This is a genomic window from Mesorhizobium sp. WSM4809, assembly GCF_055811655.1.
Window position 1 is genome coordinate 1 of the sequence record NZ_JBVVQW010000036.1, and the last position, 15,440, is coordinate 15,440.

The 15,440-nt window shown below is 62.1% G+C and carries 10 protein-coding genes, 1 tRNA gene and 1 pseudogene; all 12 read right to left on the minus strand.

Features of this window, described 5'->3' with window-relative positions; genetic code table 11:
- Nucleotides 1-226: 226 nt before the first annotated feature.
- Nucleotides 227-4,423, minus strand: a complete 4,197-nt coding sequence (gene rpoC, locus AC0L24_RS33255; protein WP_013531415.1) for a DNA-directed RNA polymerase subunit beta' — start codon at nucleotides 4,421-4,423, stop codon at nucleotides 227-229.
- A 147-nt stretch (nucleotides 4,424-4,570) separates the two neighbouring features.
- Entirely contained in the window at nucleotides 4,571-8,707 is a 4,137-nt protein-coding gene (rpoB, locus tag AC0L24_RS33260) for a DNA-directed RNA polymerase subunit beta (protein WP_127295769.1), read from the minus strand.
- A gap of 251 nt (nucleotides 8,708-8,958) precedes the next feature.
- Nucleotides 8,959-9,336, minus strand: coding sequence for a 50S ribosomal protein L7/L12 (gene rplL, locus AC0L24_RS33265; protein ID WP_023762907.1), 378 nt, complete (start codon nucleotides 9,334-9,336; stop codon nucleotides 8,959-8,961).
- Nucleotides 9,337-9,390: 54 nt separating this feature from the next.
- Nucleotides 9,391-9,909, minus strand: a complete 519-nt coding sequence (rplJ, locus tag AC0L24_RS33270; protein WP_013531412.1) for a 50S ribosomal protein L10 — start codon at nucleotides 9,907-9,909, stop codon at nucleotides 9,391-9,393.
- Nucleotides 9,910-10,304: 395 nt separating this feature from the next.
- Nucleotides 10,305-11,003: a 50S ribosomal protein L1 gene (gene rplA, locus AC0L24_RS33275; protein ID WP_013531411.1), complete on the minus strand. Its 699-nt coding sequence runs from the start codon at nucleotides 11,001-11,003 to the stop codon at nucleotides 10,305-10,307.
- Between the two features lie 4 nt (nucleotides 11,004-11,007).
- The gene (gene rplK, locus AC0L24_RS33280; RefSeq protein ID WP_013531410.1) at nucleotides 11,008-11,436 is read right to left on the minus strand and encodes a 50S ribosomal protein L11; all 429 of its coding nucleotides are present in this window, start codon (nucleotides 11,434-11,436) and stop codon (nucleotides 11,008-11,010) included.
- Nucleotides 11,437-11,595: 159 nt separating this feature from the next.
- A complete protein-coding gene (gene nusG, locus AC0L24_RS33285) occupies nucleotides 11,596-12,123 on the minus strand; it encodes a transcription termination/antitermination protein NusG (RefSeq protein WP_013531409.1) in 528 nt (175 codons plus the stop codon).
- Nucleotides 12,124-12,150: 27 nt separating this feature from the next.
- Nucleotides 12,151-12,354: a preprotein translocase subunit SecE gene (gene secE / locus AC0L24_RS33290; protein WP_013531408.1), complete on the minus strand. Its 204-nt coding sequence runs from the start codon at nucleotides 12,352-12,354 to the stop codon at nucleotides 12,151-12,153.
- A gap of 397 nt (nucleotides 12,355-12,751) precedes the next feature.
- Nucleotides 12,752-12,827, minus strand: a tRNA-Trp gene (locus tag AC0L24_RS33295).
- 149 nt (nucleotides 12,828-12,976) lie between these two features.
- Nucleotides 12,977-13,459, minus strand: coding sequence for a group II truncated hemoglobin (locus AC0L24_RS33300; RefSeq protein WP_127810384.1), 483 nt, complete (start codon nucleotides 13,457-13,459; stop codon nucleotides 12,977-12,979).
- A 101-nt stretch (nucleotides 13,460-13,560) separates the two neighbouring features.
- Nucleotides 13,561-15,202, minus strand: a pseudogene (locus AC0L24_RS33305) (COG3904 family protein).
- A gap of 154 nt (nucleotides 15,203-15,356) precedes the next feature.
- Nucleotides 15,357-15,440 (minus strand): EF-Tu C-terminal domain-related protein (locus AC0L24_RS33310; RefSeq protein ID WP_455749504.1); only part of this gene is annotated, 84 nt, incomplete at its 5' end.

Sequence of the window (15,440 nt, forward strand, 5' to 3'; positions counted from 1 at the left end):
CCATCATAAGGGGGAAAACTGTTACCTATCTATCCGGTTCAAACTGTTACCCATCTATCGGCTGGACACCGGCAGGCAGATGAGGGGCGGCGCCAGCCTGCAAAACAAGGCACCAGACGATGCTCCTCACTTCGCCACCGCCACAAAGTTCGGCTCCAACGCAATGAAAAAAGGCCGCCGGGTCGCCCCGACGGCCTTTTTTTGCCTGAGATTCCTGCCGCCGCGCTTACTGCGCGGCGGTTGTCATGTCGGCCAGCATCGGCTCGGCGACTTCCGCACCCGAGGCCTTGCGGCGCTCGTCGATGATCAGTTCGTCGCGCGAGGTGGCGATGCGCCGGATCTGGCTCATCGTGCCGCCGGTACCGGCCGGGATCAGCCGGCCGACGATGACGTTTTCCTTCAAGCCCTGCAGCATGTCGGTCTTGCCGGCAACGGCGGCCTCCGTCAGCACTCGCGTCGTCTCCTGGAAGGAGGCGGCCGAGATGAAGGACGGCGTCTGCAGCGATGCCTTGGTGATGCCGAGCAGCACCGGCAGGCCTTCGGCCGGCTTCTTGCCGTCCTCGACCAGACGCTCGTTGACCTCTTCCAGTTCGATCACGTCGACATGATCGCCTGGAATGTAGGTCGAGTCGCCCTGCACCGTGATCTCGACCTTCTGCAGCATCTGGCGAACGATCACCTCGATGTGCTTGTCGTTGATCGACACGCCCTGCAGACGATAGACTTCCTGGATCTCGTTGACGAGGTAGGAAGCAAGTGCCTCCACGCCCTTGATCGCCAGGATGTCGTGCGGCGCAGGATTGCCGTCGAGGATGTAGTCGCCCTTCTCGATGACGTCGCCGTCCTGGAGATGGAACGGCTTGCCCTTCGGGATCAGGTATTCGACCGGCTCAAGCGTCGAGTCATGCGGCTCGATGATGATGCGACGCTTGTTCTTGTAGTCGCGGCCGAAGCGGATCGTGCCGTCGATCTCGGCGATGATGGCGTGATCCTTCGGACGACGTGCCTCGAACAGCTCGGCAACACGCGGCAGACCGCCGGTGATGTCCTTGGTCTTGGCGCTTTCCATCGGAATACGCGCCAAAACGTCGCCGGGGCGAACCTGCGAACCCGGCTCGACCGAAAGAATGGCCTCGACCGAGAGCAGGAAGCGGGCGTCGCCGCCCTTCGACAGCTTGCCGACCTTGCCCTTGGCGTCCTGGATCGCAATCGCCGGCTTCAGGTCGTTGCCGCGTGGCGTCGAGCGCCAGTCGATGACCTCACGCTTGGTGATGCCGGTCGACTCGTCGGCTGTTTCCTGAACGGAAATGCCGTCGACCAGATCCTCGTACGACACCCTGCCCTCGATTTCGGTGAGGACCGGACGTGTGTAGGGATCCCACTCGGCGATACGCTGGCCGCGCTTCACCTTGTCACCATCGTCCACGAAGATGCGCGAACCATAGGTGAGGCGGTGCGAGGCGCGCTCCTTGCCGGCTTCGTCGAGGATCAGCACCGCCATGTTGCGGCCCATGACCATCTGCTGGCCGTCGGAGTTGCGCACCACGTTGCGGTTGCGGATCTCGACCTTGCCCTCATACGAGGCTTCAAGGAACGAGCTGTCCACCACCTGCGCGGTACCGCCCATGTGGAAGGTACGCATGGTGAGCTGCGTGCCCGGCTCGCCGATCGACTGCGCCGCGATGACGCCGACGGCTTCGCCCTGGTTGACCGGGGTGCCGCGGGCCAGATCGCGACCGTAGCAGACCGCGCAGACGCCAACCCTGACTTCGCAAGTCAGTGCCGAGCGGATGCGGACCGACTGGACGCCGGCCTTTTCGATCTGTTCCACGTCACGCTCGTCCATCAGCGTTCCGGCCTTGACCAGGATCTCGCCCGACACCGGATGGGTGATGTCGTCGAGCGACGTACGGCCCAGCACGCGCTGGCCGACCGAAGCGACGACCTGACCGGCATCGACGATCGGCTGCATGGTGAGGCCCTTGTCGGTGCCGCAGTCGACGGAGTTGACGATGCAATCCTGCGCCACGTCGACCAGACGACGGGTGAGGTAACCCGAGTTCGCCGTCTTCAAGGCGGTGTCGGCCAGACCCTTGCGGGCGCCGTGGGTCGAGTTGAAGTACTCGAGCACGGTCAGGCCTTCCTTGAAGTTCGAGATGATCGGCGTCTCGATGATTTCACCCGACGGCTTGGCCATGAGGCCGCGCATGCCGGCAAGCTGGCGCATCTGGGTGGGCGAGCCACGCGCACCGGAGTGCGACATCATGTAGATCGAGTTCATCGGCTTTTGACGGCCATTGTCCTCGAACTCGACCGCCTTGATGCGGGCCATCATTTCGTCGGCGACCTTTTCCGAGCACTTGGCCCAGGCGTCGACGACCTTGTTGTACTTCTCGCCCTGCGTGATCAGACCGTCATTGTACTGCTGCTCGTATTCCTTGGCCAAAGCCTCGGTGTCGGAGACCAGCTTGATCTTGGCATCCGGGATCAGCATGTCGTCCTTGCCGAACGAAATGCCGGCACGGCAGGCATGGCTGAAGCCGAGCGCCATGATGCGATCGCAGAAAATGACCGTCTCCTTCTGACCGCAATGGCGGTAGACGGTGTCGATCATCTTGGAGATGTTCTTCTTGGTCATCTCCTGGTTGGCGGTCTCGTAAGGCACGTTGACGTTCTTCGGCAGAAGCTCGCCGATGATCATGCGGCCAGGCGTCGTGTCATGGATCTTCGACACGACCTTGCCTTCGGCGTCGACCGTACGGAAACGACCCTTGATCTTGGAGTGCAGCGTCACCGCCTTGGTCTCGAGCGCGTGCTGGAGTTCGCCCATGTCGGCAAACACCATGCCCTCGCCCGGCTCATTCTGGTTGACGATCGAGAGATAATAGAGACCCAGAACCATGTCCTGCGACGGCACGATGATCGGCGCGCCGGAAGCCGGGTGCAGGATGTTGTTGGTCGACATCATCAGCACGCGGGCTTCAAGCTGCGCTTCCAGCGACAGCGGCACGTGAACGGCCATCTGGTCGCCGTCGAAGTCGGCGTTGAAGGCCGTGCAGACCAGCGGGTGCAGCTGGATCGCCTTGCCTTCGATCAGGATCGGCTCGAACGCCTGGATGCCGAGACGGTGCAGCGTCGGCGCACGGTTCAGCAGCACCGGATGCTCGCGGATGACCTCGTCGAGGATATCCCAGACTTCCGGACGCTCCTTTTCGACCAGCTTCTTCGCCTGCTTGACGGTCGAGGAGTAACCCTTGGCGTCGAGACGGGCGTAGATGAAGGGCTTGAACAGTTCGAGCGCCATCTTCTTGGGCAGGCCGCACTGATGCAGCTTGAGCTCCGGACCGGTCACGATGACCGAGCGGCCGGAATAGTCGACGCGCTTGCCGAGCAGGTTCTGACGGAACCGGCCCTGCTTGCCCTTGAGCATGTCGGACAGCGACTTCAGCGGGCGCTTGTTAGCGCCGGTGATGACGCGGCCGCGACGGCCGTTGTCGAACAGCGCATCGACGGCTTCCTGCAGCATGCGCTTTTCATTGCGCACGATGATGCCCGGCGCCCGCAGTTCGATCAGCCGCTTCAGACGATTGTTGCGGTTGATGACGCGGCGATAGAGATCGTTCAGATCCGACGTGGCGAAGCGGCCGCCGTCCAGAGGAACCAGCGGACGCAGGTCCGGCGGGATCACCGGAACCACCTTCATGATCATCCATTCCGGGCGGTTGCCGGATTCCATGAAGTTCTCGACGACCTTGAGCCGCTTCAGATACTTCTTCTGCTTCAGCTCGGAGGTGGTCGAAGCCAGTTCCGAACGCAGGTCGCCGGCGATCTTCTCCAGGTCCATGCCGGCCAGGAGGTCATGAATGGCCTCGGCGCCGATCATGGCGGTGAAACTATCCTCGCCATACTCGTCGACGGCGATCATGTACTCTTCCTCGCTGAGCAGCTGGTGCTCCTTCAGCGCGGTGAGGCCAGGTTCGGTGACGATGTAGTTCTCAAAGTAGAGGACGCGCTCGATGTCCTTCAGGGTCATGTCGAGCAGCGTGCCGATGCGCGACGGCAGCGACTTCAGGAACCAGATATGGGCGACCGGTGCCGCCAGCTCGATATGGCCCATGCGCTCGCGGCGAACGCGCGACAGCGTGACTTCAACGCCGCACTTTTCGCAGATGACGCCCTTGTACTTCATGCGCTTGTACTTGCCGCACAGGCACTCATAGTCCTTGATCGGGCCAAAAATGCGCGCGCAGAACAGACCGTCACGCTCCGGCTTGAAGGTGCGGTAGTTGATGGTCTCCGGCTTCTTGATCTCGCCGAAAGACCAGGACAGAATCTTCTCAGGGCTGGCAAGCGATATCCGAATGGAATCGAACACCTGCGCAGGCGCCTGCGGATTGAAGAGATTCATGACCTCTTGGTTCATGCCGTTCTCCTTTTCGGGGTCCTCGAAAACCCCTTGCATCTAGCGCGGGCCAAACGCCCGCCGTCGTGTGTCGGCCACCGGCCGAAGAATTTGGTGCGTTCGGTCGCGATTTCCGCGACCGAACGTCTTGTTTACTCGGCCGCGCCCCTATTCGGCAGCATCGGGCAGCCGGACAGGGTTGTCGTCGAGCTTGGTGTTCTCCAGCTCGACATTGAGGCCGAGAGACCGCATTTCCTTGACGAGAACGTTGAAGCTCTCGGGGATGCCGGCCTCGAAGGTATCGTCGCCACGCACGATCGCCTCGTAGACCTTGGTACGACCGGCGACGTCATCGGACTTCACCGTCAGCATTTCCTGCAGCGTGTAGGCGGCGCCGTATGCTTCCAGTGCCCAGACCTCCATCTCGCCGAAGCGCTGGCCACCGAACTGCGCCTTGCCGCCCAGCGGCTGCTGCGTGACGAGCGAATACGGACCGATCGAACGCGCGTGGATCTTGTCGTCCACGAGGTGGTGAAGCTTGAGCATGTAGATGTAGCCCATCGTCACCTTGCGATCGAACGGCTCGCCCGTGCGTCCGTCATAGAGCTGCGACTGACCTGATGTGTGCAGGCCCGCCTGCTCCAGCATGATGTTGATGTCAGCCTCATGCGCGCCGTCGAACACCGGGGTCGCGATCGAGACGCCGCGGCGCATCTGCTCGCTGAGGCGAACGATGCTCTCGTCGTCATAGTCACGAACCGGCTCGTTGCGGTCGTTGGCCGGGATGAAGCTCTCGAGCGTCTTGCGCAGCGGCTTGATGTCGCCGGCTGCCTTGTACGTGTCGATCAGCTCGCCGATCTTCCTGCCCATGCCCGCGCATGCCCAGCCCAGATGCGTTTCCAGGATCTGGCCGACATTCATGCGGCTCGGCACACCCAGCGGGTTGAGCACGATATCGGCATGCGTGCCGTCCTCGAGGAAAGGCATGTCCTCGACCGGAACGATCCGCGACACGACACCCTTGTTGCCGTGACGGCCGGCCATCTTGTCGCCGGGCTGCATCTTGCGCTTCACGGCCACGAAGACCTTGACCATCTTCATGACGCCCGGAGGCATTTCGTCGCCGCGCTGGACCTTCTCGACCTTGTCCATGAAACGCTGTTCGAGCGCCTTCTTGGAATCGTCGTACTGGCCACGCAGGGCTTCCAGTTCGCTCTGGAGCTTTTCGTTCTCCACGGCAAACTGCCACCACTGCGAACGCGGATACTCGTCGAGCGTATCCTTGGACAGCGTCGAGCCCTTCTTGAAGCCCTTCGGTCCGGCGATCGCTTCCTTGCCGACGAGCACGTCGGAAAGACGCGCGTAGACGTTACGGTCCAGAATGGCCTGTTCGTCGTCGCGGTCCTTGGCGAGGCGTTCGATCTCCTCGCGCTCGATCGCCATGGCGCGCTCGTCCTTCTCCACACCGTGGCGATTGAAGACGCGCACCTCGACGACCGTGCCGAAGGTGCCCGGAGGCATGCGCATCGAGGTGTCGCGCACATCGGATGCCTTTTCGCCGAAGATGGCGCGCAGAAGCTTCTCTTCCGGCGTCATCGGGCTTTCGCCCTTCGGCGTGATCTTGCCGACCAGGATGTCGCCCGGCTGAACTTCCGCACCGATATAGACGATGCCGGCTTCGTCGAGGTTCTTCAGCGCTTCTTCCGAGACGTTTGGAATATCGCGCGTGATTTCCTCCGGTCCGAGCTTGGTATCGCGCGCCATGACCTCGAACTCCTCGATATGGATCGAGGTGAAGACGTCATCGGCGACGATGCGTTCGGACAGGAGGATCGAGTCCTCGTAGTTGTAGCCGTTCCACGGCATGAACGCGACCAGCACGTTGCGGCCGAGCGCCAGATCACCGAGCTCGGTCGACGGACCGTCGGCGATGATGTCGCCCTTGTTGACCCGGTCACCCATACGAACCAGCGGACGCTGGTTGATGCAGGTGTTCTGGTTCGAACGCTGGAACTTCATCAGCCGGTAGATATCGACGCCGGACTTGCCCGGATCGAGATCTTCGGTGGCGCGGATAACGATACGCGTCGCGTCCACCTGGTCGACGATGCCGCCGCGGCGGGCGCCGATGGCGGCACCCGAGTCACGGGCGACGATCGGCTCCATGCCGGTGCCGACGAACGGCGCCTCGGCGCGCACCAGCGGCACGGCCTGACGCTGCATGTTCGAGCCCATCAGAGCGCGGTTGGCGTCGTCGTTTTCCAGGAACGGGATCAGGGCCGCGGCCACCGACACCATCTGCTTGGGCGACACGTCCATCAGATCGACGTTTTCGCGCGGCGCCATCATCACTTCGCCGGCGCTGCGGCAAATGACGAATTCGTCGACGAAACCACCGTTCTTGTCGAGCTCGGCGTTGGCCTGCGCGACATGGTGCTTGGCCTCTTCCATCGCCGAGAGATAGACGACGTCATTGGTCAGCTTGCCGTCGACGATCTTACGGTACGGGCTCTCGATGAAGCCGTACTTGTTGACGCGTGCGAAGGTGGCCAGCGAGTTGATCAGACCGATATTCGGGCCTTCCGGCGTCTCGATCGGGCAGATGCGGCCGTAATGCGTCGGGTGCACGTCGCGCACTTCGAAGCCGGCGCGCTCGCGGGTCAGACCGCCCGGTCCAAGCGCCGAGAGGCGGCGCTTGTGGGTGATCTCCGACAGCGGGTTGGTCTGGTCCATGAACTGCGACAGCTGCGAGGAACCGAAGAACTCGCGCACGGCGGCAGCCGCCGGCTTGGCGTTGATCAGGTCCTGCGGCATGACCGTGTCGATCTCGATCGAGGACATACGCTCCTTGATCGCGCGCTCCATGCGCAGCAGGCCGACGCGGTACTGGTTTTCCATCAGCTCGCCGACCGAACGCACGCGGCGGTTGCCGAGATTGTCGATGTCGTCGATCTCGCCCTTGCCGTCGCGCAGCTCGACCAGCGTCCTGACCACGGCCAGGATGTCGTCCTTGCGCAGCACGCGCACGGTGTCCTCGGCCTTGAGCTCGAGACGCATGTTCATCTTGACGCGGCCGACGGCCGACAGATCGTAGCGCTCACTGTCGAAGAACAGCGAGTTGAACATGGCTTCGGCGGTTTCGAGCGTCGGCGGCTCGCCGGGGCGCATGACACGATAGATGTCGAACAGCGCGTCCTGGCGGCTCTCGTTCTTGTCGACGTTGAGCGTGTTGCGGATATAGGCGCCGACATTGACGTGGTCGATGTCGAGAACCTTGATCTCGTCTTCGCCGGTGCCGAGCAGAACCTTCAGCGTCTTCTCGTCGATCTCGTCGCCGGCCTCGAGGAAGATCTCGCCGGTGGCGTAGTTGACGATGTCCTCGGCCAGATAGTTACCGAGCAGGTCCTCGTCGGTGGCCTTGATCGCCTTCAGACCCTTTTCGCCAAGCGCCCTCGCCTGGCGGGCGGTGATCTTCTTGCCGGCTTCGACGACGACTTCGCCGGTATCGGCATCGACCAGATCGCCGACGGCCTTGAGGCCGCGGAAACGCTCGACGTTGAACGGAATGCGCCAATGGTCGCCGGCGCGCTTGTAGGTGATCTTGTTGTAGAAGGTCGACAGGATCTCTTCGCCGTCCATACCGAGCGCCATCAGCAGCGACGTCACCGGAATCTTGCGGCGGCGATCGATGCGGGCGTGCACGACGTCCTTGGAATCGAACTCGATGTCGAGCCACGAGCCGCGATAGGGGATGACGCGCGCGGCAAACAGAAGCTTGCCCGACGAGTGCGACTTGCCCTTGTCATGGTCGAAGAAGACGCCCGGCGAGCGGTGCATCTGCGAGACGATGACGCGCTCGGTGCCGTTGACGATGAAGGTGCCGTTCAAGGTCATGAGCGGCATGTCGCCCATGTAGACGTCCTGCTCCTTGATGTCCTTGATGGACTTGGCGCCGGTATCCTCGTCGATATCGAACACGATGAGGCGCAGCGTCACCTTCAGCGGCGCGGCATAGGTGAGGTCGCGCTGACGGCATTCGTCAACGTCAAATTTCGGTCCTTCGAACTCGTACTTCACGAACTCCAGCATCGAGGAGCCGGAAAAATCGGAGATCGGGAAAACCGACTTGAAAACAGCCTGCAGTCCCTCGTCCGGACGCCCGCCCTTGGGCTCCGCCACCATCAGGAATTGATCATAGGATGCCTTCTGAACCTCGATGAGGTTCGGCATCTCCGCAACTTCCGGGATCTTTCCGAAGAACTTGCGTACGCGTCTGCGGCCATTGAAAGTCTGGGTCTGGGCCATCGTCGCTCCTTAGCTCTAAACTCGGGACGAGCCTCGCCGCGGCTCGCCTTGCATTCTGGGCCACCTTGGCGGCAACCCTCTGTCTGTTTTCCCGGCGCCTGTCGGCGGCCGGCTAGAACGGGAGAAAACCCGTTTCCTGAGGGCCGGTTTTCGGCCCTCAGGAAAGAGGTTCTCGTAGATCTCGCGTTACGCGTGCTCCCTCCGGGCGAAGGGAGTGGCGGACGGCGCGAGGCCGCCCGCCGCTTTCACGATTACTTCAGGTCGACCTTGGCGCCGGCTGCTTCCAGCTGGGCCTTGAACTTGTCAGCGTCGGCCTTGGAAACGCCTTCCTTGACCGGCTTCGGAGCCGCTTCGACCAGATCCTTGGCTTCCTTGAGGCCAAGACCGGTGATGGCGCGGACTTCCTTGATGACGTTGATCTTCTGAGCGCCTGCCTCGGTGAGGACGACGTCGAATTCCGTCTTTTCCTCGACCGGAGCAGCAGCGGCCGCACCACCGCCAGCGGCGGCAACAGCCACCGGAGCAGCGGCGGAAACGCCCCACTTTTCTTCCAGAAGCTTCGACAGCTCGGCCGCCTCGAGGACGGTCAGCTTCGAAAGGTCGTCTACGATCTTTGCGAGATCAGCCATTGTTGTGTTCCTTCATAAGGTTCGAACGTGTGTTTGTGATAGCGAGGAACGGCCTCATGCCGCCTCGTCCTTCCGGGCGTAAGCGCCGATGACGCGCGCGACCGAGGCCGCTGGCGCATTGACGATCTGGGCGATCCGGGTTGCCGGCGTGGCGATCATGCCAACCAGCCTGGCGCGCAGCTCATCGAGCGACGGAAGTGTGGCGAGTGCCTTCACACCGTCGGCATTGAGCGAGGTGGTGCCCATTGCGCCGCCGAGAATGACGAGCTTGTCATTTCCCTTGGCGAAATCGGACGCGACCTTCGGCGCCGCAATCGGATCCTCCGAATAAGCAATCAGCGTCTGTCCCTTGAACAGCTCGATGATCGATGCGGAGTCCGTGCCCTGAAGAGCGATTTTGGCGAGACGGTTCTTCGCGACTTTGACGGTGCCACCGGCGGCGCGCATTTTCGACCGAAGGTCGTTCATTTGCGCGACGGTGATACCGGCGTAGTGGGCCACGACCACTGAACCTGCGTTCGAGAACGCACCGTTCAGGCCCGTGACGAGTTCGCGTTTTTCCGCTCTGTCCACTGCCTATCTCCAGTTGACCCCAATCCTGTTAACGGGAACATCCCATTGACGAGGACAGGCGTCGGGTTGCCTTTTGTCGGCCGGGCCATCCAGTAACGGATCTCCCGAACGACGCTCGAGGATCCTGCCCCCTTTCGCCACATCGACAGTCAAGCCGGCGATGCGCAGACAAAAGGCAAACACGGTTCGAACCTTTCATTGGAGCAATCGCTCCGTTGTCCGGTCTTCACCCGTCTCATGCAGGCCCAAATCGAATTAAGGCTTCTGGGCCGCCTGCAATCTCGGACAGGATGTCCGGAAACCTCTCGGCTTCCGGTACCGGGCCGCCAACTAGGTCGGAGGCCCGGAATTCTTTGCAGATCAGCCGTTTACCGGCCGATCTCGATCAAAACTTATCAGGACGCGTTGAGCGTCGCGACGTCGAGCTTGAGGCCCGGGCCCATCGTCGAGGTGACCGACACCTTCTTGACGTAGTTGCCCTTGGCGCCAGTCGGCTTTGCCTTGGTCACCGCATCGGCGAAGGCGCGGATGTTCTCTTCCAGGGCCTTGACGTCGAACGAGACCTTGCCGACGCCGGCATGGACGATGCCAGCCTTCTCGACACGGAACTCGACGGCGCCGCCCTTGGATGCCTTGACGGCGGCGGCAACGTCGGTGGTGACGGTGCCGACCTTCGGGTTCGGCATCATGCCGCGCGGGCCGAGCACTTTGCCCAGACGACCGACGAGCGGCATCATGTCCGGCGTGGCGATGCAGCGATCAAAATCGATCGTGCCCTTCTGGACGATGTCGACCAGATCCTCGGCACCGACGATGTCGGCGCCGGCGGCGCGCGCTTCGTCGGCCTTGTCGCCACGGGCGAACACGGCGACACGCACCGAGCGGCCGGTGCCGTTCGGCAGGTTGACCACGCCGCGGACCATCTGGTCGGCATGGCGCGGGTCGACGCCGAGGTTCATGGCGACTTCGATGGTCTCATCGAACTTCACCGAGGAACGGTCCTTGAGCAGCTTCAGCGCATCGCCCAGGGCATAAGCCTTGTTGGGATCGATGCCTTCGCGGGTCTTCGATACGCGCTTTGCAATCTTTGCCATGATCTTAGCCCACCACTTCCAGACCCATCGAGCGGGCGGAGCCCTCGACCATGCGCATGGCCGCTTCGACGTCGTTTGCGTTCAGGTCTTTCATCTTCGCGGTGGCAATCTCGCGGACCTTGTCACGCGAAACCGTACCGGCCTTGACCTTGCCCGGCTCCTTGGAACCGGACGTCAGGTTCGCCGCCTTCTTCAGGAAGTAGCTCACCGGCGCCGTCTTCATGACGAAGGTGAAGGACTTGTCCTGATAGTAGGTGATGACGACCGGAACCGGCGATCCCTTTTCCATTTCCTGGGTCTGCGCGTTGAACGCCTTGCAGAATTCCATGATGTTGATGCCACGCTGACCAAGCGCCGGGCCGATCGGGGGAGACGGCGTCGCCGATCCCGCTTTCACCTGGAGCTTGAGCTGGCCTGCAATTTTCTTAGCCATCTCTTTTCCTGCCTTTGTCTATGCCGGTCATGCCGGCGGTTGCAGTCTGGTGGTGCGGTTCGCGCAGCCGGCTAAAGCCGCACTCGCCTCCCACCGTCTCAGGCCGCGCGCTTCCGCGCCGCCTCCCCTGATCGCCAAACCGGCGTCAGGGATTTCGGATCAGCCCTTTTCGACCTGTCCGAATTCCAGATCGACGGGCACGGCGCGCCCGAAGATCGAAACTTCCACCTTGAGCCGCGCACGCTCCTCATCCACTTCCTGGACGAAGCCGTTGAACGACGCGAAGGGACCATCCGAAACGCGGATCGCTTCGCCGATCTCGAACGTGACCGAGGGCTTGGGCCGCTCGACGCCTTCCTGGACCTGGTTCAGGATGCGCTGGGCTTCCGCCTCGGTGATCGGCACCGGCTTGGAGTCGCCCAGGAACCCGGTGACCTTCGGTGTGTTCTTGACCAGCGAGAACACCGCATCGGTCAGATTGGCCTTCAGCAGCACATAGCCCGGGAAGAACTTGCGCTCGGCATCGACCTTGCGGCCGCGGCGAACTTCGACGACCTTCTCGGTCGGAACCACGATCTGGTGGATGTCGGCGGACAGGCCCTTCTGCTTGGCCTTGTTCTCGATATCCTCGGCGACCTTCTTTTCAAAGTTCGAATAAGCGTGGACGATGTACCAGCGCGCGGTCATTTCAAGACTTCTCCGTAATCGCCGGACTTAGCGTCCGATGCCCAGAATCTGTTCGACCGCAAGGCCCATGAGCTGATCGGCGGTGAAGAAAAAGATCATCGCGATCACTGCGAAGGCCAGAACCATCACCGTCGAGATCATCGTTTCGCGTCGCGACGGCCAAGTCACCTTGGCGGTCTCCGCGCGAACCTGCTGGAGAAAGACGAAAGGATTTGTGGTTTTCGAAGCCATATGCCGCTCTGTCTTCAAGACCCGTTGGCCGGGTCTCCTGGATGATCCCGCTGGCCGGGACGTGCCGCCTGAGCCCAATCTCGCGCCGAATCAGCGCAATCATTTCGCCCATGCAAATCAGACGCGTAAAGCCGGTTTCCCAGCTCCACGCGTCGCGTGTCTGTTTCGTCTACATAAAACCGATTCTTGATCCACGCAAGTGGCAAGTCTCCGCTTTATGACCAAACACCGCCTCGGAACCATCCAGTCGTTCCGTCCCGGCTATGGCGCTCTTATGCCCCAATCGACCCTATATGGCAAGCGGGTCGCCGATTTTCAAAGGCCAGACCATGGAAATATCGCTTTGAAACGCCATTTCGAAATGGCGAAACATTGCGTTGAATGCCATTCCAGGAAATGGCACGGGCAGCAGGGCTCGAACCTACGACCTGCGGTTTTGGAGACCGCCGCTCTACCAACTGAGCTATGCCCGTATCGTGCGCATGTCGGCGCAGAAGGCGCTTCCTAAAAGCTTCCGCACGCTCTGTAAAGAGCGGTTTGCAAGCAAACGCGCCTTAATCCCCTGCGCCAGAAATCGGGATGGCTGACAACCAGTCCGTTCGCAACGACATAGCAGCCGAAGCTACTTCGTACCCGGTGGCCGATAGGGGCCGCCCGGCACGCCCCAGCCCCAGGCCGGCATCGGTTCCGTCTGCGGATCGCAGGTCTCGCCGAGATTGGAGTTCATCTTGGCCAGACGCGATCCCCATTCGACATAGCCCATGAAGGCCGAACGGAATTCCGGATCGTCGGGCAGGCCGACCGCGTCGGCTGCATCGGCCAGGAGGCTGATCCAGCGGCGGCGCTGCTCCTCGCTCAGATGCTTGCCCAGATGGTGCATGACCATCTCGCGGTGGCCGCCGAACTGCTCGCTGTAGGTTTTCGGTCCGCCGAAAACCTCGCCGATGAAGGCCGCGACGTGGGCGGGGTGATCCGGCGACATGGTCTTGAACACCGGCCCGACGATCGAATCCTGCGCCACCTTGTCGTAGAAAGTCTGGGTCAGCCGGTTCAGGGCCTCGCTGCCGCCGGCCCATTCGTAGAGTGTCGGGATATCCTGGCTCATTCTCGATCCTCCGCTGCCTGGCGCCGCCAGCAGCGACGATAGCGGAACAATCGGAAGTGTCTCAACCTGCCTCGATGGCCAGTTCGTGACTTCGCCGCGGTCTACAATTTGGCCGGCGCATCAGCCTCGGCATTGGCGGAAGGCCGGATCCGGCAATTCTCGGGTCTTGGCACCGCCTCGCAAATGGTGGCACCGGTCAGCGCGTCGACCGATTGCAGGCCGGTCGTCAGGCCGACCTTCAGCATCATGCCGGGTTCCAGCCGGCGCTCGACCGAGCGCCGCTCGATCGCCGCGAACAGGGCGGGACCGATCGCCATCTCCTCGAGATAGGCCTTGACCATCTGCTTTTGCCCCATCGGGTAAAGGCTAAGCCGCGCCTGGGGACCGACAAACCGCCTGATGCCGCCGGCAAGCATCAGCGCGCAGGCCGAATCGCACTCCACGCCGGCATCGATGCTCAGCCCGGCATAGGCGCCCTCTTTGGCCAGGCAATTCCACGCTCCTGGGTCACAGCCGACGAAATCGGTGCGGCCAACGGCGACGTCGAGCTTCTTTTCATGGATAAGCCGTCCTGCCGCCAGGGCGCTGAGCAGGTCGCCTCCCCTCGAACTGATCACGACAGGCAGTTGCCGTTTGCCGAGCATGGCGAGCAGCTGGCGCAGCTTCTGCGGGGTCCGGGGGGGTGATCGCACCTTCCGCCGAAATCCATTCCGGGCAGTCTGGATTGCAGAGTGGATTGGTGCCGCGAACGACGACGAAGCGCATGTCTTCATCGCGCCGCGCCGCCTCGGGTTCGATCGCCGGCGGCGTTGGCTTGGCCGCGGTCGCCGTCAGGCCATCAGGCTTGTTGCCCGGCACCTCCCGGCAATTCGCGGCCAGGCGGCCGGGCTCGCACAGGCTTGCCGCTGTCAACAGGCCCACAGCGTCCGTGCTGGTGACCAGCTTCATCGCCAGCATGTCGTCGAGGGCGATCTGGTGGATTTCGCTGGCCGGGGTGCCCTTCATCGTTTCGAGCATGCTTTGTTCGATGCCCATCTGTTTCAGGTAGGCCGCCAGCTTTTTCTCAACCGCCTTGCTCATCTCGTAGGTCTTGTAGCTGCCGGCGTTCTTGCGGCTGACGATCTTTGTGTTGAGGATCTTCTTCTTGCCCCCCACGACGCGATAGGTGGTCCGGTATTGCAATTTCGTACGAATGTAGGTCGTGGTGATCTGATGGACGCCGAGATAGGCCCATTCGCCGGCCACCCGCCTGATACCGCCGGCAAACATCAGAGGGCAGGCGGAATTGCACATGGCGCCATAGTCGATGACATCGCCGAAGTAGCGGGCGTCACGGTCCTGGCACCCCTTCGCACCGGGCTGGCAGCTGGAAAACACCGTCTTGCCGATGGCGATATCGAACTTGTTCTTGCGGATCAGCCGGCCAAGCGTCAGCGCCGCCTCGACATTGCCGCCGGGAGAATCGACGACAACAGGCAGTTTCCGGCCGCCAAGCGTCTTCAGCATGCGTTTGAAGAGTGCCGGCGTGCCGGCTTCTATCGAGCCCTCGGCCGATATCCATTCCGGGCAGATCGGCTCGCACCCCGGTGCGTTGCTGCGAACGATGCCGAACCGCATCGTCGGCCCAAGATCCGGCGCCGCATCCGCCGCAAAGGCTGCCGGGCCTGCGGCAAGCAATGCGAGCAGCCAGGTCAGAGCCAGCGGCCACAATGCCCGACGATGGAAAAACCGCCTTGGAACCATTTGAAAAAAGCCCCTCGATGCAACCTATACTAGTCGAGGCCCGGAGCCTTGCAACAGGGTTCGGCCGACTGGGCCGCAACCGATAGCCCCGCAAAAGAAAAGGGCGGCCCGAAGACCGCCCTTTTCTTGTCGATCCGGCGAATGCCGGGCTCGATTATTCCTTGATGGTGACGACGATGCCGGCACCGACGGTGCGGCCGCCTTCACGGATAGCGAAGCGCAGCTTCTCTTCCATGGC

Bases quoted from the DNA above. Each gene is read 5' to 3' on its own strand.
- rpoC (WP_013531415.1), bottom strand. From the start codon at position 4,423: ATGAACCAAGAGGTCATGAATCTCTTCAATCCGCAGGCGCCTGCGCAG.
- rpoB (WP_127295769.1), bottom strand. From the start codon at position 8,707: ATGGCCCAGACCCAGACTTTCAATGGCCGCAGACGCGTACGCAAGTTC.
- rplL (WP_023762907.1), bottom strand. From the start codon at position 9,336: ATGGCTGATCTCGCAAAGATCGTAGACGACCTTTCGAAGCTGACCGTC.
- rplA (WP_013531411.1), bottom strand. From the start codon at position 11,003: ATGGCAAAGATTGCAAAGCGCGTATCGAAGACCCGCGAAGGCATCGAT.
- rplK (WP_013531410.1), bottom strand. From the start codon at position 11,436: ATGGCTAAGAAAATTGCAGGCCAGCTCAAGCTCCAGGTGAAAGCGGGA.
- nusG (WP_013531409.1), bottom strand. From the start codon at position 12,123: ATGACCGCGCGCTGGTACATCGTCCACGCTTATTCGAACTTTGAAAAG.
- secE (WP_013531408.1), bottom strand. From the start codon at position 12,354: ATGGCTTCGAAAACCACAAATCCTTTCGTCTTTCTCCAGCAGGTTCGC.
- AC0L24_RS33300 (WP_127810384.1), bottom strand. From the start codon at position 13,459: ATGAGCCAGGATATCCCGACACTCTACGAATGGGCCGGCGGCAGCGAG.